This window comes from Streptomyces sp. A1136 (assembly GCF_004795055.1).
Taxonomy (GTDB): domain Bacteria; phylum Actinomycetota; class Actinomycetes; order Streptomycetales; family Streptomycetaceae; genus Streptomyces.
In genome coordinates this window covers 18,647-43,183 of the sequence record NZ_SSBJ01000042.1, presented here as the reverse complement: position 1 = coordinate 43,183, position 24,537 = coordinate 18,647, and the positions used below count along the sequence as shown (strand labels likewise).

At 71.3% G+C, this 24,537-nt stretch carries 23 protein-coding genes; 11 read left to right on the top strand and 12 right to left on the bottom strand.

The genetic code is table 11. The features are described 5' to 3' along the window. The first annotated feature begins 1 nt into the window (after nt 1). Nucleotides 2–352 (top strand): WhiB family transcriptional regulator, encoded by a 351-nt coding sequence (locus tag E6R62_RS30975; RefSeq protein WP_053676911.1) that lies wholly within the window; start codon nt 2–4, stop codon nt 350–352. Between the two features lie 28 nt (nt 353–380). Here E6R62_RS30975 and E6R62_RS30970 read toward each other — a convergent pair whose 3' ends face one another. Both E6R62_RS30970 and E6R62_RS30965 read right to left on the bottom strand, forming a co-directional pair. Beyond that, nucleotides 381–1,628, bottom strand: coding sequence for an ArsA family ATPase (locus E6R62_RS30970; RefSeq protein WP_136216806.1), 1,248 nt, complete (start codon nt 1,626–1,628; stop codon nt 381–383). A gap of 71 nt (nt 1,629–1,699) precedes the next feature. After that, complete coding sequence (locus E6R62_RS30965) at nt 1,700–2,686, bottom strand: ArsA-related P-loop ATPase (RefSeq protein ID WP_136216795.1); 987 nt, start codon at nt 2,684–2,686, stop codon at nt 1,700–1,702. A gap of 98 nt (nt 2,687–2,784) precedes the next feature. On the opposite strand from E6R62_RS30965, the gene E6R62_RS30960 reads away from it, so the two are divergent. From E6R62_RS30960 to E6R62_RS30940, 5 genes are all read left to right on the top strand, one after another. Further along, entirely contained in the window at nt 2,785–2,949 is a 165-nt protein-coding gene (locus E6R62_RS30960) for a DUF4177 domain-containing protein (RefSeq protein ID WP_136216794.1), read from the top strand. Next, nucleotides 2,946–3,419 carry a RidA family protein gene (locus tag E6R62_RS30955; RefSeq protein ID WP_136216793.1) on the top strand — a complete coding sequence of 158 codons (474 nt, stop codon included), beginning with the start codon at nt 2,946–2,948 and terminating at the stop codon, nt 3,417–3,419. The genes E6R62_RS30960 and E6R62_RS30955 overlap by 4 nt, the downstream gene beginning before the upstream one ends. Before the next feature lie 316 nt (nt 3,420–3,735). Then, complete coding sequence (locus E6R62_RS30950) at nt 3,736–4,665, top strand: NUDIX hydrolase (protein ID WP_136216792.1); 930 nt, start codon at nt 3,736–3,738, stop codon at nt 4,663–4,665. After that, nucleotides 4,662–5,507 (top strand): MBL fold metallo-hydrolase, encoded by an 846-nt coding sequence (locus tag E6R62_RS30945; protein ID WP_136216791.1) that lies wholly within the window; start codon nt 4,662–4,664, stop codon nt 5,505–5,507. Before E6R62_RS30950 ends, E6R62_RS30945 begins: the two co-directional genes overlap by 4 nt. Next, nucleotides 5,504–5,803 (top strand): hypothetical protein, encoded by a 300-nt coding sequence (locus tag E6R62_RS30940; RefSeq protein WP_136216790.1) that lies wholly within the window; start codon nt 5,504–5,506, stop codon nt 5,801–5,803. The genes E6R62_RS30945 and E6R62_RS30940 overlap by 4 nt, the downstream gene beginning before the upstream one ends. A 26-nt stretch (nt 5,804–5,829) precedes the next feature. Here the strand turns inward: E6R62_RS30940 and E6R62_RS30935 are convergent, their stop codons facing one another. Beyond that, complete coding sequence (locus E6R62_RS30935; RefSeq protein WP_136216789.1) at nt 5,830–6,702, bottom strand: nucleotidyltransferase domain-containing protein; 873 nt, start codon at nt 6,700–6,702, stop codon at nt 5,830–5,832. A 174-nt stretch (nt 6,703–6,876) separates the two neighbouring features. After that, nucleotides 6,877–7,551 carry a Crp/Fnr family transcriptional regulator gene (locus E6R62_RS30930; protein WP_003981529.1) on the bottom strand — a complete coding sequence of 225 codons (675 nt, stop codon included), beginning with the start codon at nt 7,549–7,551 and terminating at the stop codon, nt 6,877–6,879. A gap of 361 nt (nt 7,552–7,912) precedes the next feature. Between E6R62_RS30930 and nth the strand changes: the two genes are divergently transcribed. From nth to E6R62_RS30915, 3 genes are all read left to right on the top strand, one after another. Further along, a complete protein-coding gene (nth, locus tag E6R62_RS30925; protein WP_136216788.1) occupies nt 7,913–8,893 on the top strand; it encodes an endonuclease III in 981 nt (326 codons plus the stop codon). A 119-nt stretch (nt 8,894–9,012) separates the two neighbouring features. Further along, nucleotides 9,013–9,771, top strand: a complete 759-nt coding sequence (locus tag E6R62_RS30920; RefSeq protein ID WP_240802010.1) for a CoA pyrophosphatase — start codon at nt 9,013–9,015, stop codon at nt 9,769–9,771. A gap of 13 nt (nt 9,772–9,784) precedes the next feature. Then, entirely contained in the window at nt 9,785–10,987 is a 1,203-nt protein-coding gene (locus E6R62_RS30915) for a MarP family serine protease (RefSeq protein ID WP_136216787.1), read from the top strand. A 36-nt stretch (nt 10,988–11,023) separates the two neighbouring features. Here the strand turns inward: E6R62_RS30915 and E6R62_RS39900 are convergent, their stop codons facing one another. From E6R62_RS39900 to E6R62_RS30890, 6 genes are all read right to left on the bottom strand, one after another. Continuing rightward, the gene (locus E6R62_RS39900; protein WP_168714234.1) at nt 11,024–11,197 is read right to left on the bottom strand and encodes a hypothetical protein; all 174 of its coding nucleotides are present in this window, start codon (nt 11,195–11,197) and stop codon (nt 11,024–11,026) included. Nucleotides 11,198–11,444: 247 nt separating this feature from the next. Continuing rightward, complete coding sequence (locus E6R62_RS30910) at nt 11,445–12,404, bottom strand: alpha/beta fold hydrolase (RefSeq protein WP_136216786.1); 960 nt, start codon at nt 12,402–12,404, stop codon at nt 11,445–11,447. Then, the gene (locus E6R62_RS30905) at nt 12,401–12,859 is read right to left on the bottom strand and encodes a phage holin family protein (RefSeq protein WP_136216785.1); all 459 of its coding nucleotides are present in this window, start codon (nt 12,857–12,859) and stop codon (nt 12,401–12,403) included. Before E6R62_RS30905 ends, E6R62_RS30910 begins: the two co-directional genes overlap by 4 nt. Nucleotides 12,860–12,911: 52 nt before the next feature. Continuing rightward, the gene (nhaA, locus tag E6R62_RS30900; protein ID WP_136216784.1) at nt 12,912–14,348 is read right to left on the bottom strand and encodes a Na+/H+ antiporter NhaA; all 1,437 of its coding nucleotides are present in this window, start codon (nt 14,346–14,348) and stop codon (nt 12,912–12,914) included. Between the two features lie 208 nt (nt 14,349–14,556). Further along, nucleotides 14,557–16,554 (bottom strand): acetate--CoA ligase, encoded by a 1,998-nt coding sequence (gene acs, locus E6R62_RS30895; protein WP_206308899.1) that lies wholly within the window; start codon nt 16,552–16,554, stop codon nt 14,557–14,559. A 199-nt stretch (nt 16,555–16,753) separates the two neighbouring features. Then, nucleotides 16,754–19,039 (bottom strand): SulP family inorganic anion transporter, encoded by a 2,286-nt coding sequence (locus tag E6R62_RS30890; protein WP_240802013.1) that lies wholly within the window; start codon nt 19,037–19,039, stop codon nt 16,754–16,756. 368 nt (nt 19,040–19,407) lie between these two features. Between E6R62_RS30890 and E6R62_RS30885 the strand changes: the two genes are divergently transcribed. After that, nucleotides 19,408–20,721: a hypothetical protein gene (locus tag E6R62_RS30885; RefSeq protein WP_136216781.1), complete on the top strand. Its 1,314-nt coding sequence runs from the start codon at nt 19,408–19,410 to the stop codon at nt 20,719–20,721. Here the strand turns inward: E6R62_RS30885 and E6R62_RS30880 are convergent. Next, nucleotides 20,675–21,709: an ATP-binding protein gene (locus tag E6R62_RS30880; protein ID WP_136216780.1), complete on the bottom strand. Its 1,035-nt coding sequence runs from the start codon at nt 21,707–21,709 to the stop codon at nt 20,675–20,677. The two genes, E6R62_RS30885 and E6R62_RS30880, sit on opposite strands and share 47 nt — an antisense overlap. A 109-nt stretch (nt 21,710–21,818) precedes the next feature. On the opposite strand from E6R62_RS30880, the gene E6R62_RS30875 reads away from it, so the two are divergent. Then, nucleotides 21,819–22,679 carry an oxidoreductase gene (locus E6R62_RS30875; protein ID WP_136216779.1) on the top strand — a complete coding sequence of 287 codons (861 nt, stop codon included), beginning with the start codon at nt 21,819–21,821 and terminating at the stop codon, nt 22,677–22,679. 496 nt (nt 22,680–23,175) lie between these two features. Here E6R62_RS30875 and E6R62_RS30870 read toward each other — a convergent pair whose 3' ends face one another. Next, a complete protein-coding gene (locus E6R62_RS30870) occupies nt 23,176–24,036 on the bottom strand; it encodes an HAD family phosphatase (RefSeq protein ID WP_136216778.1) in 861 nt (286 codons plus the stop codon). Between the last annotated feature and the right edge of the window lie 501 nt (nt 24,037–24,537).

Genomic DNA, 24,537 nt, shown 5'->3' with positions numbered 1-24,537 from the left:
GATGGGCTGGGTTACCGACTGGAGTGCGCAGGCAGCCTGCCGCACTACCGATCCGGATGAACTGTTCGTTCAAGGAGCGGCACAGAACAGGGCCAAGGCGGTGTGCACCGGGTGTCCGGTGCGGACCGAGTGCCTGGCCGACGCGCTCGACAACCGTGTCGAGTTCGGAGTATGGGGCGGAATGACCGAGCGGGAGCGTCGCGCGTTGCTGCGCCGGCGTCCCACCGTCACCTCGTGGCGACGGCTGCTCGAAACCGCCCGCACGGAGTACGAGCGCAGTACGGGCATCCTCACCATGGATGTCGACGCGGAGATCGACGTTCCGTACGAGACGTACGCGGCAGCCGGGTAAACCACCCGCACCGCACGTACGCGAACGTCTACGCTCCGGCCGGAACCCCGGTCGCGAGCCGTTCTCCGATGGCCCGTAGCCCGGCGAGGTCGTGCACATCGCCGGGCAGGGCGGCCACTTCGGCCACCGCCACCTCGGGATGCAGTGAGGTGAAGCGGTCACGCGTGCGTTGCTCGCGCGCGATCACCTGCATCCGCTCGGCATGCAGACGCAGCAGTCCCGCGGTGATCTCGTCCACGTCGGCGTCGACGGCGCTGGGGGAGCCGGTCTCGGGAGTGCCGGTGTCCGCGTCCGAGTCACGAAGTCCAGCTTTCCCGGACTCCTGATCGACAATGCCCGCCTCTTCAAGATTCTCTGCGGCGGCCAACGCCCGCTCCGCGGAGAGCTGTTCGGCGGCACTGTCATGGACCCGGTTCAGCACCAGGCCGGCCAGTGGCATCCGCTCCGCCGCCAGCCGCTCGACGAAGTACGCCGCCTCGCGCAGGGCGTCCGGCTCGGGCGCGGCGACCACCAGGAAGGCCGTGCCCGGGGCCTGGAGGAGTCGGAAGGTCGCGTCCGCGCGGGTGCGGAAGCCACCGAACATCGTGTCCATCGCGGCCACGAAGGTCTGTACGTCCTTCAACAGCGAGGCGCCCATCAACTTGCTCAGCGTGCCGGTCATCAGCGACATGCCGACGTTGAGGAACTTCATCCCGGCCCGCCCGCCGACCTTCGCCGGAGCCATCAGGACCCGGATGAACTTCCCGTCCAGGAACGATCCCAGGCGCTTCGGCGCGTCGAGGAAGTCCAGCGCGGACCGGCTCGGCGGGGTGTCGACCACGATCAGGTCCCAGTCGTCCCGCGCCCGCAGCTGTCCCAGCTTCTCCATCGCCATGTACTCCTGCGTGCCCGCGAAACCGGCCGACAGGGACTGGTAGAAAGGGTTCGCCAGGATGGCCCGGGCCCGCTCGCCGTCCGCGTGCGCCTCGACGATCTCGTCGAAGGTGCGCTTCATGTCGAGCATCATGGCGTGCAGTTCACCGCCGTCGCCCGATACGCCCGCGACCTTGCGCGGCGTGTTGTCCAGCGAGGCGATCCCCATCGACTGGGCCAGTCGGCGCGCCGGGTCGATGGTCAGCACGACCACCTTCCGGCCGCGCTCGGCCGCCCGTACTCCGAGCGCCGCCGCCGTGGTGGTCTTGCCGACGCCACCCGAGCCGCAGCACACGATGATCCGGGTCTTCGGGTCGTCCAGCAGCGTGTCGACCGCCAGCGCGGGCGGAGTGTCCAGGCCCATCTCGTCGGCCACCAGCTTCCCGGTCGTCTGCTTCTCGTCCGTCGGCTTCCGCGTCGTCGTCCCGCGCTCGGTCATGCGTCGACCGCCTGCTTGCGCAGTTCCGTCGCCAGCTCGTACAGGCCGGCCAGGTCCATGCCGGCGCCGCCGAGCAGGGGAAGTTCGTACGTCGGCACGTCCAGCCCCTCCAGCACCGTCCGCTGCTCCCGCTCCAGCCGTACCCGGCTCGTGTGTTCGGCGGCCTGCGCGAGCAGCGGGTCCACCAGCCGCTCGGCCAGACCGCCGCGGCGCGCGCCGCCCAGGCCCGCGCGGGACAGGGCCTTGGCCACATCGGCCCGGCGCTCGCCGGCCGCCGCGCCCAGGGCCTCCTCGTCCAAGTGGTGCGGGCGGACCATGTTCACGACGACCCGGCCCACGGGCAGCCCGGCCGCCTCCAGTTCGGCGATCCCGTCCGCCGTCTCCTGGACCGGCATCTCCTCCAGCAGCGTCACCAGGTGGACGGCCGTCTCCGGGGACTTCAGGACCTTCATGACGGCCTGCGCCTGGTTGTGGATGGGCCCGAACCGGGCCAGCCCGGCCACCTCGTCGTTGACGTTCAGGAAGCGCGTGATCCGCCCCGTCGGCGGCGCGTCCATGATCACGTGGTCGTAGACGTACCGCCCGGCCTTGTCCTTGCGCCGGACCGCCTCGCAGGCCTTGCCGGTCAGCAGGACGTCGCGCAGGCCCGGCGCGATGGTCGTCGCGAAGTCGATCGCGCCGAGCTTCTTGAGCGCGCGCCCGGCGGAACCGAGCTTGTAGAACATCTGGAGGTAGTCCAGCAGCGCGCGTTCGGCGTCGATGGCGAGCGCGTACACCTCACCGCCGCCGCCCGGCGCGACGGCGATCTTCCGTTCCTCGTACGGGAGCGCCTGCGCGCCGAAGAGCTGCGCGATGCCCTGCCTGCCCTCGACCTCCACCAACAGAGTCCGTCTGCCCTCGCGCGCGAGGGCGAGTGCGAGTGCGGCGGCGACCGTGGTCTTGCCGGTGCCGCCCTTGCCGCTGACCACCTGGAGCCTGCTCACAGCGTCCGAGCCTAACGAGTCGGCCGGACGGTTCGTGTTCCGGGCCGGGGAACGAGGCCGCGCGAGAGGCCCGGGCGACAGGCACTACCCTCGCTCCCATGACCAAGAAGTTCGAATACGCGACGGTCCCGCTGCTGGTCCACGCCACCAAGCAGATCCTGGACACCTGGGGCGAGGACGGCTGGGAGCTCGTCCAGGTCGTGCCCGGGCCGAACAACCCCGAGCAGCTCGTGGCCTACATGAAGCGGGAGAAGGCCGCATGAGCGGGGCCGTCGAGGCGAGGCTGGCCGAGCTCGGCCTGACCCTGCCGGACGTCGTGCCGCCGCTGGCCGCCTACCAGCCGGCCGTGCGGTCGGGCGTCTACGTGTACACCGCCGGTCAGCTGCCGATGGTCAAGGGCAGCATGCCGGTCACCGGCAAGGTCGGCGCCGAGGTGTCGGCGGAGCAGGCGAAGGAGCTGGCCGCGACCTGCGCGCTGAACGCGCTGGCGGCCGTCAAGTCGGTGATCGGCGACCTGGACAAGATCGCGCGGGTCGTGAAGGTCGTCGGCTTCGTGGCGTCCGCCCCGGACTTCACCGGGCAGCCGGGTGTGCTGAACGGCGCGAGCGAGCTGCTGGGTGAGGTGCTCGGCGAGAAGGGCGTCCACGCCCGCAGCGCGGTCGGCGTGGCGGTTCTGCCGCTGGACGCTCCGGTCGAGGTCGAGATCCAGGTCGAGCTCACCCCCGAGGCCTGACCCGCTCCCTCCCGGGCCCGTCCCCGCCCCTTGCCCCGCCGCGGTTGCTCGGCGGGGCGAGGCGGCGCACGGGCCGGGCCGGTTCGCCCGGACCGTGGCGGGCCGGCGGCTCGGCCGCCCCGCCGTATCCGGACCCTTGAGCCCCTCGGGCCGGCCCGTTGGCGCGGGGCCGGGCGGTGGCCGCGTGGCGGCGCTCGTAGCCCGGAGGCTGCCCGTCGCCGCGGCGCGGGGCGGTTGCGGTTCGGGCCCGCGAAGGCGAGGCCCGACCGGGCGGCGGGCCCTCGAACATCGGGCCGGATGGCCGTAGCATCCGGCCATGCCCAACGGTGAGCAGGGACAGCAGCAGTCGCACCCGGACGAGGCCACGCCCGCCGGGGGCCAGTGGTATCCCCCGGAGTGGCCCGACCGCATCCGCGCGCTCGCGGACGGTTCCCTCACTCCCGTCGAGCCCAGACGCGCCGCCACCGTGATGCTGCTGCGCGACACCGACTCCGGTCCGGCCGTGCACATGCTGCGCCGGCGCACCTCCATGGCCTTCGCCGGCGGCGCCTACGCCTACCCAGGCGGCGGGGTCGACCCCCGCGACGAGGACCACCGCATCGGCTGGGCGGGACCCGGTCTCGCGGACTGGGCGGACCGCCTCGGCACGGACCCCCGTACGGCCCAGGCCATCGTCTGCGGAGCCGTCCGCGAGACCTACGAGGAAGCCGGGGTCCTGCTCGCCGGTGAAGCCCCCGACACGATCGTCGGCGACACGACCGGCGACGACTGGGAGGCCGACCGGCTGGCCCTCGTCGCCCGCGAGCTGTCCTTCGCCGAGTTCCTCGACCGCCGCGGCCTCCTGCTGCGCTCGGACCTGCTCGGGGCCTGGGCCCGCTGGATCACCCCCGCGTTCGAGCCCCGCCGCTACGACACCTGGTTCTTCGTCGCCGCCCTCCCCGAGGGGCAGCGCACCCGCAACGCCTCCACCGAGGCCGACCGGACGGTGTGGATCCGCCCCGAGGATGCGGCCGCGGGCTATGACAAGGGCGAGCTGCTGATGATGCCGCCCACCATCTCCACGCTGCGCTCCCTGGAGCCGTACGAGAGCGCCGCCGACGCCCTGGCCGGGGCAGCGGCCCAGGACCTGACCCCGATCCTCGCGCAGGCGGCCCTGGAGGGCGGGGATGTGGTGCTCAGCTGGCCGGGGCACGATGAGTTCACCAAGCGCGTCCGCCTCGGACGCCCCGGAGGTGCCACCGCATGACCGACGCCGCAAGCCTGCCCGGCCAGCCCCGCGGAGTGGTCTCCTCGGGGCCCGCCACCGCCCGCGCGGTCAACGTCCTGGCTCCCAACGCCTCCGCGATGACCCTGGACGGGACCAACACCTGGCTCGTCTCCGAGCCCGACTCCGACCTGGCCGTCGTCATCGACCCCGGCCCGCTCGACGAGGGGCACCTCCGGGCCGTCATCCGCACCGCCGAGGAGGCCGGCAAGCGCGTCGCCCTGACCCTTCTCACCCACGGCCACCCCGACCACGCGGAGGGCGCCGGCCGCTTCGCCGAGCTCACCGGCACCAAGGTCCGCGCCTTGGACCCGGCCCTGCGGCTCGGCGACGAGGGCCTGTCGGCGGGCCAGGGCGTCCGGGTCGGCGGCCTGGAGCTGCGTGTGGTCGCGACGCCCGGTCACACCTCCGACTCCCTCTCGTTCCACCTGCCCGCCGACCGGGCCGTCCTGACCGGCGACACCATCCTCGGGCGCGGTACGACCGTCGTCGCGCACCCCGACGGGCGGCTCGGCGACTACCTGGACTCCCTGCGCCGCCTGCGCTCCCTCACGGTCGACGACGGGGTCCACACGGTGCTCCCGGGCCACGGCCCGGTCCTGGACGACGCGCAGGGGGCGGTCGAGTTCTACCTGGCCCACCGTGCCCATCGGCTGGCGCAGGTCGAGACCGCCGTGGAGAACGGTTTCCTCACCCCCGAGGCGGTCGTGGCCTACGTCTACGCCGATGTGGACCGGTCGCTTTGGCCGATCGCCGAATGGTCTGTCCGGGCCCAGCTGGAGTACCTTCAAGATCACGGACTGATCCCGGGGGGCCCTGAATGACGACACTTTTCCTGCTGTTGGCGCTGCTCGCCACGGCCTCGTGGATCACCTCGACCGTGACCTTGCGGATGAAGGCCCTCGAACGCCGGGCGGACGGCCTGGAGCGCCGCCTGGGCCTGGTGCTGGACCACTTCGGCATCGAGGAGCCCGAACCGGCGGCGATGGACGAGGTGCGGGCCCTGGCCCGCGACGGCCGCACCATCGAAGCCATTCGCGCCCACCGCCGCGCCACGGGTTCGGGACTCGCGGAGGCCAAGCACGCGGTCGAGGCGCTCACCGACCGAACCGAGGCCTAGGCCGGGTCTTTCCGGTCATGCCGGGCCTACCGAGGCCCGGGGCCCATGACGCTGCCGCCAAGGCCGGCCGGGCGGGAAGCCTCGGCCACGGTCCGGCTCCGGCCCCGCCCGGGGACGCCGTGGCGGGCGGTGTACTCCCGCGCGAGCCACGGCCCGAGGTCCTCCGTGTACGTGCGCAGGACCGCGGGGTCCGCGACCGGCTCCAGCGCCACCGCGGCCGCCGCCCGCATCTGCGCCGCACGGTCGGGGTAGTACCGGCCGAAGACCTCCGCCGACTCGACGAGGTCGCTGGTCCAGCCGCCCCACCAGGGCATGACCAAGGTGAACCCGCTGCGTACCAGGTGCCGCGCGTAGGACCGGCTCAGCTTCCGGTGCTCCTCGGGCGACGAGGCCTCCCGCACCCTGCTCCGCCAGGCGGGCAGCAGGGCGGCCAGGCCGCCGTTGGTCTCCCGGGCGAGCACGCCGTCCGGCCGGTACCGGGGCAACTGCTCGGCCAGGTCCTCGCCGAGCAGCGGCGTGCTCAGGCAGGCGAGGAACCAGCCCAGGTCGAAACGTTCCTCCTCGCTCAGCAACCGGTCCTTGCCGTAGAGCAGGACGCCCACCCCGTCGATCTCCGGGAAGTCCTCGTCAAGCCCCCGCCCGAGTACGTCGGCGGTGTCCCGGTCGTCGTCGGCGGGTTCCCGGTGCAGGGCGAGCAGCAAGTCGAGGTCCGAGCGCCCGGGGCGGGCCGTCCCGCGCGGCACGGAGCCGTACAGGTACGCGCTGTGCAGCCGCCGCCCGTACGCCTCGGCGATCCGCTCCCGCGCGGCGGCGACGACCGGCGCGAACGTCCGCGGCACCCGGCCGAGCGAGCCCTCGCGCTCGAAGTACCCCTGTGCGTCCAGACCCTTGTGCCCCATGCCACCACCCTGCCCGTTCCGGGGGAAGACGTCACCGGAGATGACGTCACCGGAGATGACGTCACGGGAACCGGCATCGCGGGGAAGCCGACGTCACGGCGGACGACGGAAGGGCCCCGCCCCCTGGGGGCAGGACCCTTGCGCGCACGCCTGAGGCGATGTGCCGGCTCGGCGTCAGCGCGAGCGCTTCGCCAGTCGCTCGACGTCCAGCAGGATCACCGCGCGCGCTTCGAGCCGCAGCCAGCCGCGGCCGGCGAAGTCGGCCAGCGCCTTGTTCACGGTCTCGCGGGAGGCGCCGACGAGCTGCGCCAGCTCCTCCTGGGTGAGGTCGTGCACGACGTGGATGCCCTCCTCCGACTGCACGCCGAAGCGGCGCGACAGGTCCAGGAGGGCGCGGGCCACGCGGCCCGGGACGTCGGAGAAGACCAGGTCGGACATCTGGTCGTTGGTCTTGCGCAGGCGGCGCGCCACGGCGCGCAGCAGCGCGGTCGCGACCTCCGGCCGGGCGTTGAGCCAGGGCTGGAGGTCGCCGTGACCCAGACCCAGGAGCTTGACCTCGGTCAGGGCGGTCGCGGTGGCGGTGCGCGGGCCCGGGTCGAACAGCGACAGCTCGCCGATCAGCTCGCCGGGACCGAGGACGGCCAGCATGTTCTCGCGGCCGTCGGGGGAGGTGCGGTGCAGCTTCACCTTGCCCTCGGTGACCACATACAGCCGGTCACCGGGGTCGCCCTCGTGGAACAGGGCGTCACCGCGTGCGAGGGTCACCTCGCCCATGGAGGCGCGGAGCTCCGCGGCCTGCTCGTCATCGAGCGCCGCGAAGAGCGGGGCGCGCCGCAGAACGTCGTCCACGAGTCTCTCTCCTATGTCGACCGGCTCAGGGGACCGCTCCCCATTTTGCCGGACGGCTGAAACAGTGCGATCAATCACAAGGATGCCGGACGTACGGGTGTGCTGTGTGGCGAGGGCCCCATCGGGGTGGTGTTACCAAAGGTCCGGGCGGGGTGTCAGCGGCCGGCCTTAGGCTGGCCGGGTGTCCAATAAGCCGGTGAGAGCACAGGCCATGGGGTCCGCGGGAGTGACGGCCGCCCGGAATTCAGCCGTGGGCGAACAAGGCCCCGGGGCGCCGCCCTCGGAGGTTCCTCCGAGCACGGAGGGCAAAGGTTCGACCAAGAAACAAGCTCCCGGGCGGGCCGCCGGGCAGCGGAAGACCATGCCCGCCAAGACCGCCCACTCCAAGACCGCCCACTCCAAGACCGCGCCGGCCGACGCCGCGCCGGCCGACGCCGCGCCCGCCGAGGCCACGCCGTCGCAGCCGTCCGAGACGGCCGAGGCCGCCAAGTCGGCCAAGAGCGCCAAGCCGGCCGAGACCGCCAAGCCGTCCAAGGCCGCCGCCCCCGCGAAGCCCGCCAGGACCCCGAAGCCGGAATCCCGCCTCGCGATGATCCGCAGGGCCCGCCGGATCAACCGGGAACTGGCGGAGGTGTACCCGTACGCCCACCCGGAGCTGGACTTCCGCAACCCGTTCGAGCTCCTGGTCGCCACCGTCCTCTCCGCGCAGACCACCGACCTGCGCGTGAACCAGACGACCCCGGCCCTCTTCGCCGCCTACCCGACCCCCGAGGCCATGGCCGCCGCCGCCCCGGAGGATCTGGAAGAGCTGATCCGGCCGACCGGGTTCTTCCGGGCGAAGTCGCGGTCGCTCCTCGGCCTTTCGCAGGCCCTGTGCGAGAACTTCGGCGGCGAGGTACCGGGCCGGATCGAAGACCTGGTGACCCTGCCCGGCGTGGGCCGCAAGACGGCCAACGTGGTGCTCGGCAACGCCTTCGGCGTCCCGGGCATCACCGTCGACACCCACTTCGGCCGGCTGGTGCGGCGCTTCAAGTGGACCGAGCAGGAGGACCCGGAAAGGGTCGAGGAGGAGATCTGCGCGATCTTCCCCAAGAGCGAGTGGACGATGCTCTCGCACCGCGTCGTCTTCCACGGCCGCCGGATCTGCCACGCCCGCAAGCCCGCCTGCGGCGCCTGCCCGATCGCCCCCCTCTGCCCGTCGTACGGGGAGGGCGAGACCGATCCGGACAAGGCGCGCAAGCTGCTCAAGTACGAGAAGGGCGGACAGCCGGGCCAGCGACTGAGCCCGCCGGCGGACTACCCGGGCCTGCCCGCACCGCCGCTGGGCGCCCGGACGCCCTGAGCGGCCCGCGGCGTCGCAGGGCGTCTCGCGGAGGAACGAAACCGGCGGCGGGCCGCGTTGAGCGGGTGACACCGTCGCCGGGGTGGACACGGATCAGGAGCCAGGGAGCAGGGGTGCCTATGACGCGGGGTACGAGGGACGAGAGTGTGACGGGCGGGCCGGTGGGCGCGGCGGGAGTCGAGGACGGTCAGTCGTACGTCGGCCCCCGCGGCGGCGTGACCCTGAGCACCCGGGGTCTTCCGGGCTGGTTGGATCCGGTGGTCGAGGCCGTGCGCACCGTGCGGCCCCACCAGCTGAGCCGGTTCCTGCCCCCCGAGGACGGGCGGGGCCGCCAGTCCGCGGTGCTCATCCTCTTCGGCGAGGGCCCCCGCGGCCCGGAGCTGCTGCTCCAGGAACGCGCGGGGAGCCTGCGCTCGCACGCCGGCCAGCCGTCCTTCCCGGGCGGCGCCCTCGACCCCGAGGACGGTGACCCGCAGACCACGGGCCCGCTGCGCGCGGCCCTGCGGGAGGCCGAGGAGGAGACGGGGCTCGATCCCGCCGGGGTCCAGCTCTTCGGGGCGCTGCCCCGTCTGTACATCCCGGTCAGCGAGTTCGTCGTGACCCCGGTGCTCGGCTGGTGGAGGGTGCCGACCCCGGTGGGCGCCGTGGACCCGGCGGAGACGGCCCGGGTGTTCACGGTGCCCATCGCGGACCTCGCGGATCCGGCGCACCGCGTGACAGCCGTACATCCGAGCGGGCTCCTGGGGCCCGCTTTCACCGTCGAATCGGCTCTGGTCTGGGGTTTCACAGCGGGGGTGATCGACCGGTTGCTGCACTTCGCGGGGTGGGAGCGCGAGTGGGACCGATCACGTGAGGTCACGATCGACTGGCGCGCATGAGACGGTGGCCCACGTGAACGTGCTGGACATCCTGTTGCTGCTCGCGGCCGTGTGGTTCGCGATCGTCGGCTACCGCCAGGGCTTCGTCGTCGGCATCCTGTCGGTGATCGGCTTCTTGGGCGGTGGTCTCATCGCCGTGTCCCTGCTTCCGCTGATCTGGGACCGGGTCACCGACAACGGCACTCAGGTGTCCACCACCGTCGTGGTCATCGCCGTCGTCGTGATCATCATCTGTGCCTCGATCGGCCAGGCCCTCACCACCCATCTGGGCAGCCGACTCAGACGGCACATCACCTGGTCCCCGGCGCGCGCGATCGACGCGACGGGCGGGGCACTGGTGAACGTCGTCGCGATGCTGCTGGTGGCGTGGCTGATCGGTTCCGCGCTCGCCGGGACCTCGCTGCCCACCCTGGGCAAGGAGGTCCGCAACTCCAAGGTGCTCCTCGGCGTGTCCCGGGTGATGCCGGCGCAGGCGAACACCTGGTTCTCGGATTTCAGTTCGACCTTGGCGCGCAACGGCTTCCCGCAGGTGTTCAGCCCCTTCTCCAACGAGCCGATCACCGAGGTGAAGGCGCCCGATCCGGCGCTCGCCCGCAGCGGCGTCGCCGACTCGGCCAAGCGCTCGATCGTGAAGGTCGTGGGCACCGCGCCCAGTTGCAGCAAGGTGCTGGAGGGCACGGGCTTCGTGTTCGCGCCCGGCAAGGTGATGACCAACGCGCACGTCGTCGGCGGGGTCGCCGAACCGACCGTGCAGGTGGGCGGCGAGGGCAAGCTGTACGACGGCAAGGTGGTGCTCTACGACTGGGAGCGTGACATCGCCGTCCTGGACGTGCCGAGGCTGAAGGCGCCCGCGCTGGAGTTCACCGAGAAGGACGCGGCGAGCGGCAGCGACGCGATCGTCGCCGGCTTCCCGGAGAACGGCGCGTACGACATCCGCTCGGCGCGCGTCCGCGGCCGGATCAACGCCAACGGCCCGGACATCTACCACCGCGGCACGGTCCGACGGGACGTGTACTCCCTGTTCGCGACGGTCCGCCAGGGCAACTCCGGCGGCCCGCTGCTGACGCCCGAGGGCAAGGTGTACGGGGTCGTCTTCGCCAAGTCGCTGGACGACCCCAACACCGGTTACGCCCTGACGGCGGACGAGATCCGCGACGACATCCGGAGCGGGAAGACCGCCGACCGGCGCGTCGACAGCCAGGGTTGCGCCCTCTAGGGCCTGTGCGAAGGGCAGCGCGCGGGCCCGGGGGCCCTACATCCGCGGATGGCGCAGCCGGGCCGATACCCAGCGGGCCCGGCGGCGCAGGATGCGCGGAATCCCGAGTCGAGGGTCGTGGCCGTCGCGGCCTTCCCCCTCGTGGGTGCCCGGCGCGGCGGCCGAGCGGCGTTCGTGTGCGGTGTCACGGTAGTCGTGCGTCCAGCCCATACTCCGAGCTTTGCCCGGGGCCAAAGGTCGGTAATCGCGTCCGTGGCGGCCAATTGGCCTATGCGGCAGGCAATTGAACGACCATCACACAACCGTATGAAGCGTGGACGGACCGTCGGCCCGGCTCCGTACTCCGGCAGCCCGCTTCCGGCGGGACGCGCGGACGCGCGGACGCACGGACGGACGCCGGTCGCCCGTCCGGCCCACTTCCGGTCGCGTGTCCGCCGGCGCCCGGTCGCGCGGCCGCTCAGCGGTCCGGTTCGGGGTCCTTGAGCCAGTTCACCAGTTCCGCCGAGAAGGCCGCGGGGTCCTCCTCGTGCGGGAAATGTCCCAGACCGTCGAACAGCCGCCACCGGTACGGGGCTTCGACGTACTGTCCGCTGCCCGCCGCACTCCGTATGCGCATCACCGGATCGAGCGAGCCGTGCAGGTGCAGCGTCGGCACCCGCACCGGTCGCTTCATGCGCCGGTTGAACTGGAGCCCGTCGGGCCGGGCCATCGAGCGCATCATCCAGCGGTACGGCTCGATCGAGCAGTGCGCGGTGGACGGAATGCACATCGCGCGCCGGTACACGTCGACATCGGCGTCCTCGGGCGGCACGGGACCGGACCAGTCCCGGATCAACCGGCCCACGAGCGCCCCGTCGTCGGCGACGAGCTGCCGTTCGGGGACGAACGGCCGTTGGAAGCCCCAAATGTGCGAACTCGCCCGGGTCTGCCCGAAGTCCGCCATCATCGCCGCGCGCCAACGGCGCGGGTGCGGCATCGAGGAGACCGCCAGTCGGCGGACCAGCTTCGGCCGCATCACCGCCGCGGTCCAGGCGAGGTAGCCACCCAGGTCGTGCCCGACCAGCGCGGCGTCCGGCTCGCCGAGGGACCGGATGACGCCGGTGATGTCCAGCGCCAGGTTCGCCGGGTCGTAGCCGCGGGGCGTGCGGTCGCTGCCGCCCACCCCGCGCAGGTCCATCGCGACGGCGCGGTAACCGGCGTCGGCGAGGGCGGTCAGTTGGTGCCGCCAGGTCCACCAGAACTGCGGGAAGCCGTGCAGCAGGAGCACCAACGGCCCGTCACCGAGTTCGGCGACGTGGAAGCGCGCCCCGTTGGCGGCGACGTCCCGGTGCGTCACCTCTTGCCCGCCGGGGATGTCGAGCCGTACCGCCGAGGCGGCGGTGGGCGGGGTGCCGGAAGCCGGCGAGGGCGCTGTCATGAGGACGAGCGTGCCACACCCACGGCGTTGTCACTGACCGCGCGGGGATGCGGCTTGACGGTCCCGACGACGGCCGCCGTCTGCTTCACCGAGGCGATGCTCCTCTCCGGCGGCTTGACCTTCTTGAACTTCGACACGGCCAGCAGCGCGAGCACGCCGGCGAGCAGCAGGAACGCGGCTCCGACGATGAGGAAGGACCAGGCCAGCCCCAGCCCGAGGTTGTGGATCCCGTACGCCGCGGCGAAGCTCAACACAGGCAGGGAGAACAGCGCGAACACCCCTGCGACCGAGATCGCGGCGCCGCCGACCCCCGCCCGCTTCGCGTCCTGGCGCAGCTCCGCCTTGGCGAGGGCGATCTCGTCGTGCACCAGGGCGGACATTTCCGCGGTCGCCGAGGCGACCAACTGGCCGAGCGTGCGCTCGGCTCCTTGTTCCCCTTGGTCCAACGCGCTCATCGCTCTCTCCTCATGTCGTCCGTCGTCGACGGCTGTCCTCCGTCAGTTCAGATCATGCCGGACGGTCGCGCTCTGCGCTGGACCCGGCCGCCGCTTCGCCGGTCGCGAGCGTCGCGGCCGCCGCCGCGAGACGGCGGTGTTCCGCCGCCTTCTCCTCGTGGATGCGCGCCATGCGCAGGTGGTACTCGGGGTTGTCCAGCTCGTACACGTCCGGGATGCCGTCGCGGTCCTCGTCGCGGTCCTCGGCCTCCGTCAGCGCCTTGTACTTGCGGTCGCGGAGCTTGAGCAGCACGCCGGCGACGACCGCGGCGATGAGCGAGCCGATCAGGACGGCGGCCTTGACCTCGTCGGTGAGGGTCTCGTCGCCCGCGAAGGCGAGTTCCCCGATGAGCAGGGACACCGTGAAGCCGATGCCGGCCAGCGAGGCGACCGCGAGGACGTCCGGCCAGGCGAGGTCCTCGTTCAGTTCGGCCTTGGTGAAGCGGGCGGCCAGCCAGGTGCCGCCGAAGATGCCGGTCGCCTTGCCGACGACCAGGCCGAGTACCACGCCGAGGGTCTCCGGCCGGGTGAAGACCTGGGCGAGGGCCTTGTCGGAGAGCGACACGCCGGCGGAGAGGAGGGCGAAGAGGGGGACGGCCAGGGCCGCGGAGAGGGGGCGTACGAGGTGTTCCACGTGCTCGCCCGGAGAGGTGTCCTCGCCTTCCCGGCGGGTGCAGCGCAGCATCAGGCCCATCGCGACGCCGGCGATCGTGGCGTGGACCCCGCTGTTGTACATCAGGCCCCAGATCACCAGGGCTAGCGGGACGTAGACGTACCAGCCGTGGACGCCGGCGCGCAGCAGGATACAGAAGAGCACCAGGCCGGCGACGGCGCCGCCGAGCGCCGCGAAGTCGATGTCGCTGGTGAAGAAGACCGCGATGATCAGGATGGCGAAGAGGTCGTCCACGACCGCGAGGGTCAGCAGGAACGCGCGCAGGGCAGACGGCAGGGAGGTGCCGATCACGGCGAGGACCGCGAGCGCGAAGGCGATGTCCGTGGCGGTCGGGACCGCCCAGCCGTCCGTCGAGCCGTTCCCGAGCAGATTGACCGCTACGTAGACCAGCGCGGGCATGGCCATGCCGCAGACGGCGGCGATCACCGGGAGGGCGGCCGCCTTGGGATCGCGCAGGTCGCCCGCGACCAGTTCGCGTTTGAGCTCGATGCCGGCGACGAAGAAGAAGACGGCGAGCAGGCCGTCCGCCGCCCAGTGCTGGAGGGAGAGGTCCAGGCCGAGCGAGGCGGGGCCGATGTGGAAGGACCGTACGGTGTCGTAGCTGCTCGCGAGAGGTGGGACGTTGGCCCACACGAGCGCGGCGATCGCGGCCACGAGGAGGAGCACACCGCCGACGGTTTCTGTCCGCAGGGCGTCGGCGACGTAGCGCCGCTCGGGCAGCGAGAGGCGGCCGAGCACTTTGCGGCTCTTGTGGTCGGTGGGGCTGGGCGCGGCCACGTGAGGCACCTCCGGGGCGGTTGGACGGCATGGCGAAGCTCGTTGCCGACCAGACTTCCCGGCGCACCCTGAGGATTTTTTACGTGGTCAATACCTTACAGGTGGTGCGCAAGGGCGTATCCGGCGATCTTCACTTTATGCGCGAAAGGGCCATCCGGCGCGTCGCACCGGATGGCCCTCGGGCCCTGTTCGGACCGCTGCGCCGGGCTCAGTCCTCGCTGCCCGCGGCGGGCAGCTTGCTCTGGATCAGGTCCATGACGGAGGAGTCGGCGAGCGTGGTGACGTCACCGACCGTCCGGTTCTCGGCCACGTCGCGCAGCAACCGGCGCATGATCTTGCCCGAGCGGGTCTTCGGCAGTTCCTGCACCGGCAGGATGCGCTTCGGCTTGGCGATCGGGCCGAGCGTGGCACCCACGTGGTCGCGCAGCTCCGCGACCAGGGTCTCCGTCTCGGACGCGCTGCCGCGCAGGATGACGAAGGCGACGATGGCCTGGCCGGTGGTCTCGTCGTTCGCGCCGACCACCGCGGCCTCGGCGACCGAGGCGTGTGAGACGAGCGCGGACTCGACCTCGGTGGTCGAGATGTTGTGACCGGATACCAGCATCACGTCATCGACGCGGCCGAGCAGCCAGATGTCGCCGTCCTCGTCCTTCTTCGCGCCGTCGCCCGCGAAGTACTTGCCCTCGAAGCGCGACCAGTAGGTGTCGAGGAACCGCTGGTCGTCGCCCCAGATGGTGCGCAGCATCGACGGCCACGGCTCGGTGAGCACCAGGTAGCCGCCCCCGCCGTCGGGGACCTCGCGGCCCTCGTCGTCGACGACCGTGGCGCCGATGCCGGGCAGCGCGCGCTGCGCCGAGCCGGGCTTCGTATCGGTGACGCCCGGCAGCGGGGAGATCATCATCGCGCCGGTCTCCGTCTGCCACCAGGTGTCCACGATCGGGCAGCGGTCGCCGCCGATGTGCTTGCGGTACCAGATCCAGGCCTCGGGGTTGATCGGCTCGCCGACCGAGCCGAGGACCCGCAGGCTCGACAGGTCGAACTTGGCGGGGATGTCGTCGCCCCACTTCATGAACGTCCGGATCGCCGTGGGTGCGGTGTAGAGGATGGTGACGCCGTACTTCTGGACGACCTCCCAGAACCGGCCCTGGTGCGGCGTGTCCGGGGTGCCCTCGTACATCACCTGGGTGGCACCGTTGGCGAGCGGGCCGTAGACGATGTAGGAGTGGCCGGTCACCCAGCCGATGTCGGCCGTGCACCAGTAGACGTCGGTCTCCGGCTTGAGGTCGAACACCGCGTGGTGGGTGTACGCGGCCTGCGTCAGGTAGCCGCCGGAGGTGTGCAGGATGCCCTTGGGCTTACCCGTGGTCCCCGAGGTGTACAGGATGAACAGCGGGTGCTCGGCGTCGAAGGCCTGCGGGGTGTGTTCCGCGGACTGGCGTCCGACGATGTCGTGCCACCACACGTCGCGGCCCTCGGTGAAGGCGGTGTCCTGGCCGGTGCGGCGGACGACGAGGACGTGCTCGACCTGCGGGCACTTGGCGACGGCCTCGTCGATGGCGGGCTTGAGCGCGCTGGGCTTGCCGCGGCGGTAGCCGCCGTCGGCGGTGATGACCAGTTTGGCGTCGGCGTCCTGGATGCGGGAGGCGACGGCGTCGGCGGAGAAGCCGCCGAAGACCACCGAGTGGGCGGCGCCGACGCGGGCGCAGGCGAGCATCGCGACGACGGCCTCGGGGATCATCGGCAGGTACACGGCGACCCGGTCGCCGGCCTGTACGCCCAGCTCGGTCAGGGCGTTGGCGGCCTTGGAGACCTCGTCCTTGAGCTCGGCGTAGGTGATGGCGCGGCTGTCGCCGGGCTCTCCCTCGAAGTGGAGGGCGACGCGGTCGCCGTTACCGGCCTCCACGTGCCGGTCGACGCAGTTGTACGCGACGTTCAGCTTGCCGTCCGCGAACCACTTCGCGAAGGGCGGGTTGCTCCAATCGAGCGTCTCGGTCGGCTCGGTGACCCAGGTCAGCCGCCGGGCCTGCTCGGCCCAGAAGCCCAGCCGGTCCGCGTCGGCCTGTGCGTACGCAGCCCCTGTCACGTTGGCGGCGGTGGCCAGATCGGCGGGCGGTGCGAACCGCCGCTCCTCCTTGAGCAGATTGGCCAGGCTTTCGTTGCTCACGACATCTCCCTTTCCCAGGGTGTCCGTTGTGTCCCCGGGCATAGCTCATCAGTCAGCGGCCCAGGTGACAAGGGGTAGCCGAAAATTGGTTTAGACCTATACCACGGCTGCGCCCATGCCAATGGCCCCTCCCCGCTGCGGGCTGCGGGAAGGGGCCACCGAGTGGGCACGGATATGGGAGGTTATCGGTTCGCGAGCGCTACCAGCCCTCGCATGGCCGGTTCCTTACCCCGCCGCCCGGTCAGACATGGCCGCCGACGCTGTCGAAGATCCGGCAGTCGAAGAAGTCGTCACCCTCGGAGAGCAGGTAGGCCTGTGCCTCGCCCACGTGGAAGTACATCCCGTGCAGCTCCAGCGTTCCCTCGGCCAGCCGGCGCGCCACCGACTCGTGCGCCCGCAGGTGCTCCAGCTGCTGGACGACATTGGTCAGGCACAGTTGCTCCACGGCGTCGGCCGGCAGCCGTCCCGCGATCCGGGCCCATGGGTGGTGGCGGCTCCTCATCCGCTCCAGGCTGGGCAGTCCGTGCCGCAGCCAGCGCCGCAACGGGGTCATCGGAGCACCCGGATGTGAGTTCAGCAGCGCCTGCATCGCGCCACAGCCGGAGTGTCCGCAGACGGTGATGCTGTCGACCTGCAGCACGTCCACGGCGTACTCGATCGCCGCCGCGACCGAGTCGTCCGTGGCCTCCGCCCCCGGCAACGGGACCAGGTTGCCGACATTGCGGACGGTGAACAGGTCGCCCGGGCCGCTTGCCGTGATCATGCTGGTCACCAGACGGGAATCGGCGCAGGTGAGGAACAGCTGGGAAGGTTGCTGCCCCTCGCGGGCGAGCCGGGCCAACTCGTCGCGCACGTGTGGCGCGGTGTCTCGCTGGAAGGCGATGATCCCGCTGGCCAGTTGGCCGGCTCCGCGCCGGCGGGGCTCGGACGCGGGGGCCGTGGCCGTCGGGCCGGGCAGCGCCCGACCCTCCCCGTCCCCGGCGGCGCGGTGGTCGCAGTGGTTCTTCCAGGGAGTCCAGGGGCGGCAGCAGTGGTGCGCGCCGCGCCGGGCCGGTTCACCGCCGGCGGCCCGGCCGCCCTCCGGGGCCCCGGCCCCGGCACGGCCCGTCACCTCGACGGAGCCGCCGTGTGCGACATGCGAGTCCTGCCAGTCCTGGAGCGTCTCGAAGGCGGCGTGGTCCATGAAGGAGCCGTCCAGCTCGATCACGGTCCGCGCGCCGTACGGGATCTGGTTCAGCACCCGGCTCAACCGCGGGACGGCGAGGAAGGTCAGCTGGCCGCGGGCCCGCACCCGGTGGACGCCGTCCCGCTCCTCCAGCGTGATCCTGGTCCGGGCGAGTCGGTGCAGCGCGACCGCCACGGCCACCGCGATGCCGATGGCCACCCCCTCCAGGACGCCGCCGAGGACCACGGCCGAGATCGTCGTCACGTAGACCAGGATCTCCCGGTGTCGGGTGACGGTGCGCACATGCGTCGCGCTCACCATCTGCACGCCCACCACCATCACCAGCGCGGCGAGCGAGGCGAGGGGGATCAGGTCGAGCACCGGGACCAGCAGCCCGGCCGCGAGGATGATCCAGAGGCCGTGCAGCATGGCCGCACGGCGGCTGACGGCGCCGGCCCTGACGTTCGCCCCACTGCGCACGGCCCCGCCCGCGACGGGCAACCCGCCCAGGGCCCCGGAGACGATGTTGGCCGCGCCCTGCCCCCGGAGCTCCCGGTCGAGGTCGGCGCGCGGCGGGCGGCTGCCCCGGTCCCGGCCGGTCGCGATCAGCTTGTCGGTGGCGACGGCGGACAGGAGGGACTCCACGCTGCCGACCAGGGTGACCGTCAGAACGGCGGCGACGATGCCGAGCACCGGCCCCTCGGGCCACTCCGGCAACGCGTGGCTGCGCCAGGAAGGAAGATCCACCCGGGGCAGACGGAGCCCGGTCAGGGCCGCGAAGGTGGTGGCCGCGGCCACTGCGGCGAGCGCGGCGGGCACTCTGCGCAGGGTCGTCCCGGCCCGACCGGGCAGGCGTGGCCAGCCGAGCAACACGATCAACGTCAGCACGCTGACGCCGAGCGCGGCCGGGTGCGGATCAGCCAACTGGGCAGGCAGGCCGAGGACGTTGGCGAGGGCGGAGCTCTGCGGGGTGCCGCCGAGCACGATGTGCAGTTGGGCCAGTGCGATGGTCACGCCGATGCCGGCGAGCATGCCGTGCACGACGGCGGGACTGACCATGAGTGCCGACCGGGCGGTGCGCAGGAACGCGAGCCCGAGCTGGCAGCAGCCCGCGAGCACGGTGATGGCGCAGGTGGTGCGCCACCCGTAGCGCTGGATCAACTCGGCGGTGACCACGGTGAGTCCGGTGGCCGCCCCGCTCACGAGGAGCGGTGCGCCGCCGAGCCGCCCGGCCACGATTCCGCCGGCCGCCGCCGCCACCAGCCCTGCCTGGAGCGGCGCACCGGTGGCCAGCGCGATGCCGAGGGACAGGGGCAAGGCGATCAGGAAGACGGCGACGGAGGCGGAGAGGTCGGCGGCCATGCCTGCGGGCAGGCGTCTGCCCGGCAGTGGATCAGGCCGCCGATCGGGCCGGGGGTCCGGCGGCCCGTCCGGGCGACCGGTGGGGCCGGTGTCGGGGAGGTGGTGTGGGGAGGGCTGGGTGGCGGAGGTGGTTGTCATGGGTTCCCGTCTCCTCTGAGGAGGGATGAAGCGGCGGGAGTCAACACTCGGTAAATGGATGGTAATGGAGAGTAAAGAGCAAGGGGAGGGAATGGGGGCAAACGGCCTAGGAATTAGCACTCAGGGGTGATTAAGCATTTTGTCCGGCTTGTCACATCTTCTTCAAAGCTGACCGCGTGGGACGGTGCGCCCGGAAGTGCACGTGGGAACTGCGAGGGAGAGGTGTGCGGATGATCGCCGCTACGAAGAAGATCGCCGGCGGCCTGGCCGCCACGGTCCTGGTCCTGGGCGCCGCCGGGTGCGGCGGCTCGGAACACGCCAAACCGCCCGCGCTCGGGGGCCCGAACGCCAAGAAGGGCGCCGGCGTGCCGGAGGCCGCGCCGGGCAGCGTCAATCGGCTGATCGGTGACGGCTCCACCGCGTACACCGGCCGACAGCCGAACGTGCAGCAGCCGCAGAAGCTGAAGCCCGGCGAAAAGCCCCCGCAGTTCGTCGTCTTCTCCTGGGACGGCGCCGGCGAGGACAGCCAGAAGCTCTTCTCCCACTTCCGTGAAGTCGGCAAGGAGTACAACGCGCGGATGACGTACTTCCTCAGCGGCCTGTACATGCTGCCGGAGGAGAAACGTTCCCTCTATACCGCCCCACAGCATGCCCCGGGCCGCTCCGACATCGGCTTCGGCGACCCGCAGAGCATCAAGGACACCGCCACCCAGGTCCGTTCGGCCTGGCTGGAGGGCAACGAGATCGGCACCCACTTCAACGGCCACTTCTGCGGGCCCGACGGCGGCGTGGGCACCTGGTCCGTCGAGGAGTGGAAGAGCGAGATCAACCAGGCCAAGTCCTTCGTCAAGAGCTGGAAGACCAACTCGCCCGAGCTCAAGGGCATGGAGGCGCTCCCCTTCGACTACGACAAGGAGCTCATCGGCGCCCGCACCCCCTGCCTCGAAGGCCAGAAGAACTTCATGCTGGCGGCGAAGGACATGGGCTTCCGGTACGACTCCAGCGGTATCAGCAAGCAGATCTGGCCGAAGAAGACGGACGGCCTCTGGGACATCCCCCTCCAGCTGGTGCCCATGCCGGGTCGGGCGTTCGAGACCCTGAGCATGGACTACAACTACCTGGTCAACCAGTCCGGGACGACCACGCAGGGCGACCCCTCGCAGCACGCGTACTGGGGAGAGCAGATGCGGGACGGCCTGCAGAAGGCCTTCGACCGCGTCTACCAGGGCAACCGCGCACCGCTGATCATCGGCAACCACTTCGAGTCCTGGAACGGCGGCACCTACATGAAGGCCGTCGAGGACTCGATCAAGTCGATGTGCACGCAGAAGGAGGTGCGCTGCGTCCCGTTCCGCGAGCTGGCCGACTGGCTGGACGCACAGGACCCCAAGGTCCTGGAGTGGATGCGCACCCTGGACGTCGGTGAGGCGCCCAAGGACGGCTGGTCGAAGTTCCTGACGGCGGGGCCGCCGGCCAAGCCGGCCGCCCCGGCCGAGGTCAAGCCGGCTGCGGAGCCGGCCGAGTCGGGTTCGGACGAGGGCTGACCAGCCCCTGTGATCCGGCGGGGCGTGCCTCGTCGAGGACGAAGCCGGGGTCGACCTGTTCCGCGAGGTCGGCCCCGGTCTTGGCGTTGCCCCAGCTCTCCGCGTTCTTCAGGTGGAAGTGGACCATCTGACGGGTGTACCGGGCCCAGTCGCGGTCGGCGTACGAGTCCTCGGCGGCGTCCTGGAGCACCTGGAGCGCGAGCCTGTTGCTCGCCTCCAGCAGCTCGAACGCGGCCGGGTGGCCCCGCTCCATCGCGCGCACCCAGTCGGAGTGCCCGACGGTGACCAAGAGGTCGTCGCCCACCTCGTCGCGGAGGAATTCGATGTCCTCGGGGCCTTGCACCTTGTTGCCGATCACCTTGAGGGCGATCCCGTAGTCCCGGGCGTACTCCTTGTACTGGCGGTAGACGGAGACGCCCTTACGGGTCGGCTCGGCCACCAGGAAGGTCATGTCGAAACGGGTGAACATTCCGGAGGCGAAGGAGTCGGAACCCGCGGTCATGTCGACGACGACGTACTCCTCGGGACCGTCCACCAGGTGGTTCAGGCACAGTTCGACCGCGCCCACCTTGGAGTGGTAGCAGGCCACGCCCAGATCGGCCTCGGTGAACGGGCCCGTGGCCATGAGCCGTACGGGCTCCCCGTCGAGCACCACCGTGCGGGCGCACGCGGCATAGACGGGATTGTCCTCGGTTACCCGCAGCAGCCGTGAGCCACTGCCGGGGGGAGTCGTCTTGATCATGGCCTCGGTGGACGTGATGCGCGGGTTCGACCCGCGCAGGTAGTCCTTGATCAACGAAAGGTGCGCGCCCATGGCGGGCAGCGCCGCGGCCTCGTCCTCGTCGAGCCCAAGGGCTACGCCGAGGTGTTGGTTGATGTCGGCGTCCACCGCGACGACGGGGGCCTCATTGGCGGCGAGGTGGCGGATGAAGAGGGAGGACAGCGTGGTCTTCCCGCTGCCGCCCTTTCCCACGAAAGCGATCTTCATGTTCACCAAGCGTAGTGGATCGGTCGCTTTGAGTGGCCTGGGTGAGTGAAGAAGACCACTCCAAGGAGGGGTCGGTGCCATGGGGCCGTAGTGCGTAGTCTCCTTACTTATGAGTAGCGCTGCTGACCCGCTGGCCCCCTTGGCCGGGCTTCCGGGTGTCGCCGATTCCGTGGATTCCGTACGCAAGGCCGTCGACCGGGTCTACGGGCACCGGGTGATGCGCCGGCGCGCCGGTGAGATCACCTCGGAGGCGGCCCTGCGCGGGGCCAGGGGCAGCGCGGCGCTGTCCGGGGCCGACTGGGCCCTGGAGGAGGTACGCCGCCGGACCGACTTCGGCGCGGAGGAGCAGGCGCGCACGGTGGGCGCGGCCCTGCGCCTGACGGCCGAGGCGGGGCAACTGCTCAGCATCTGGCGCCAGTCGCCGCTGCGGGTCCTCGCGCGCCTGCATCTGGTCGCCTCCGGTTCCACCCCGGCCGTGGGGGCCGGCGCGGGGGCGGGTGCCGGTGAGCGTGGCGGCGACACCGTGGGGCGGCCCCGGTTGGCGGGCGAGTCGGTGCACGAGCCGCTGATCGAGGCTCCGCTGCCCAGCGCCGAGGAGGTCGCGGGACGGCTCGACGGCCTGTCCCGGCTGGTCATCGCGGGTGGTTCGGCTCCGGCGCTGATCACGGCGGCGGTGGTGCACGGAGAGCTGCTGGCGCTGCGCCCCTTCGGTACCCACAACGGCCTGGTCGCGCGGGCGGCCGAGCGAATCGTGCTGATCAACAGCGGGCTCGACCCGAAGGCGATCTGCCCGGCGGAGGTGGGCCACGCGGAGCAGGGCAGGGAAGCGTACCTGGCGGCCTTCGACGGCTATGTCTCCGGGACCCCGGAGGGCATGGCGGCCTGGATCGCCCACTGCGGCCGGGCGGTCGAACTGGGCGTGCGGGAATCGACGGCCGTGTGCGAGGCGCTCCAGCGCGGCGCGGCCTGACCGCTCCTGGCGGACGCGGGGAAGCCCGCACAGGGTTGCGGCGACACCGTCTTGCTTTGGTGTCGCCGCTGGCATTCCCGCCGGGTTACCAAGCGTCCTCGATGATGCCCATCAGGCCGGGAACTTTGCCCGTGGCCTGGTGCGGCTGGCCCGTAATCGACGGGTCGACGTCGCGTGGGTGCTCGGCGTTCCTGCTTCGGTCCGTGGGCCTTACTGCGTTTTAAAGATGATCCTCTCGGATGTTCTTTGGTCTCGCGGGCCGTTGACTCCTTTGTACTCCGCTTCCGAGACGAGCGAAACCCCTGACCTCACTTCTTTACCTTTTTACGCATTACCGGATGATCCGGACATCGAATATCGCGGCGTGCCCGGCATTGCGGAGCGAGACGAGGAGTCGAGCGGACCTTCCGGGGACGCGCGGGCTCCCGCCCCCGCCCGCCGTGGTGGCGGAACCGGGGTCGGGGCGGGGGAGCGGGTCCGGAGGCGGGTCGGAAGCTCAGGCGGCGGCGGTGGTCCGGCGGCGGCTGGCGTACCAGACGAGGCCGGCGGTGGCCGCCGCCGCTCCGACCGCCGCAGCGGCCACCCACGCCGGTCGCGCGGCCATCGAGAACCCGGGCACCCGCTGCTTGAGGCGCACCGGCCGGTTGAACCCCAACACCGGCCACTCCCGCGCCACCGCCTCGCGCCTAAGGGCCCGGTCGGGGTTCACCGCGTGGGGGTGTCCGACCGCCTCCAGCATCGGGACGTCGGTGATCGAGTCGCTGTACGCGTAGCACCGGGCGAGGTCGTACCCCTCGGACTCGGCGAGCTCGCGCACGGCCTCCGCCTTCGTCGGTCCGTAGGCGTAGTAGTCGATCTCCCCGGTGAAGCAGCCGTCCTCGCCGACGACCATGCGGGTGGCCACGACACGGTCCGCGCCCAGCATCTCCCCGATGGGCTCGACCACTTCGGCGCCGGAGCTGGAGACGATCACCACGTCACGCCCGGCGGTGTGGTGGGCTTCGATCAACGACGCGGCCTCGTCGTAGATGATCGGGTCGATGAGGTCGTGCAGGGCTTCGGCGACGATCTCGCGCACCTGCTGGACGTTCCACCCCTTGCAGAGGGCGGACAGGTACTCCCGCATCCGCTCCATCTGGTCGTGGTCGGCGCCGCCGGCCAGGAAGATGAACTGGGTGTACGCGGTGCGCAGGACGGCCCGCCGGTTGATCAGGCCACCCCGGTAGAACGACTTGCTGAACGTCAAGGCGCTTGACTTCGCAATGACGGTCTTGTCCAGGTCGAAGAAGGCAGCGGTCCGAGGCGAGGGGTGCGGCAAGGGCTGATTTTCCACGCCCCGAGCATATGCGCCCACCATTCGGCGTAAGGTGTGGCGCGTGGGTTTGCCTGAGAGGGCTCTCGGGTACACCATGGAAGTCACGGATCGTTCGCGACCGTGCTAACCCGGTCTGGCTCCTCCCCCCCCGAGTCGGACCGTGGGGACGACCCCCGCTCTCCCCCCCGGCGGGGGTCGTCGCATGTCCGGGTGCGGTTCGCGCCCGTTGGCTTCGGCTCTCGATCGACATCTCCCCGGCCCCTTCTGTTGTGGGCCCGCGTGGCGAGGGCCCTCAGCATCCAGAACTCGTGACTCTGTGTGATGGTTCCGGCGCGCTCTGAACTCACCCGATGGGGTGGCGGGGATATCCACAAGCGCGTTCTTGTCCACAGATATCGAGCAAGATCCACTTCTTTTTCCGGATCGCTGCACCGTGATTCCAGCCGCGAAGTCCGCGGTTCACGGATTTGCAATGAGAAGGGGGCGGAGATCGTGGCTGGATCAAAGTCGTGTGACGTGCCGGAGTTCACGGTGTCGGGTGGG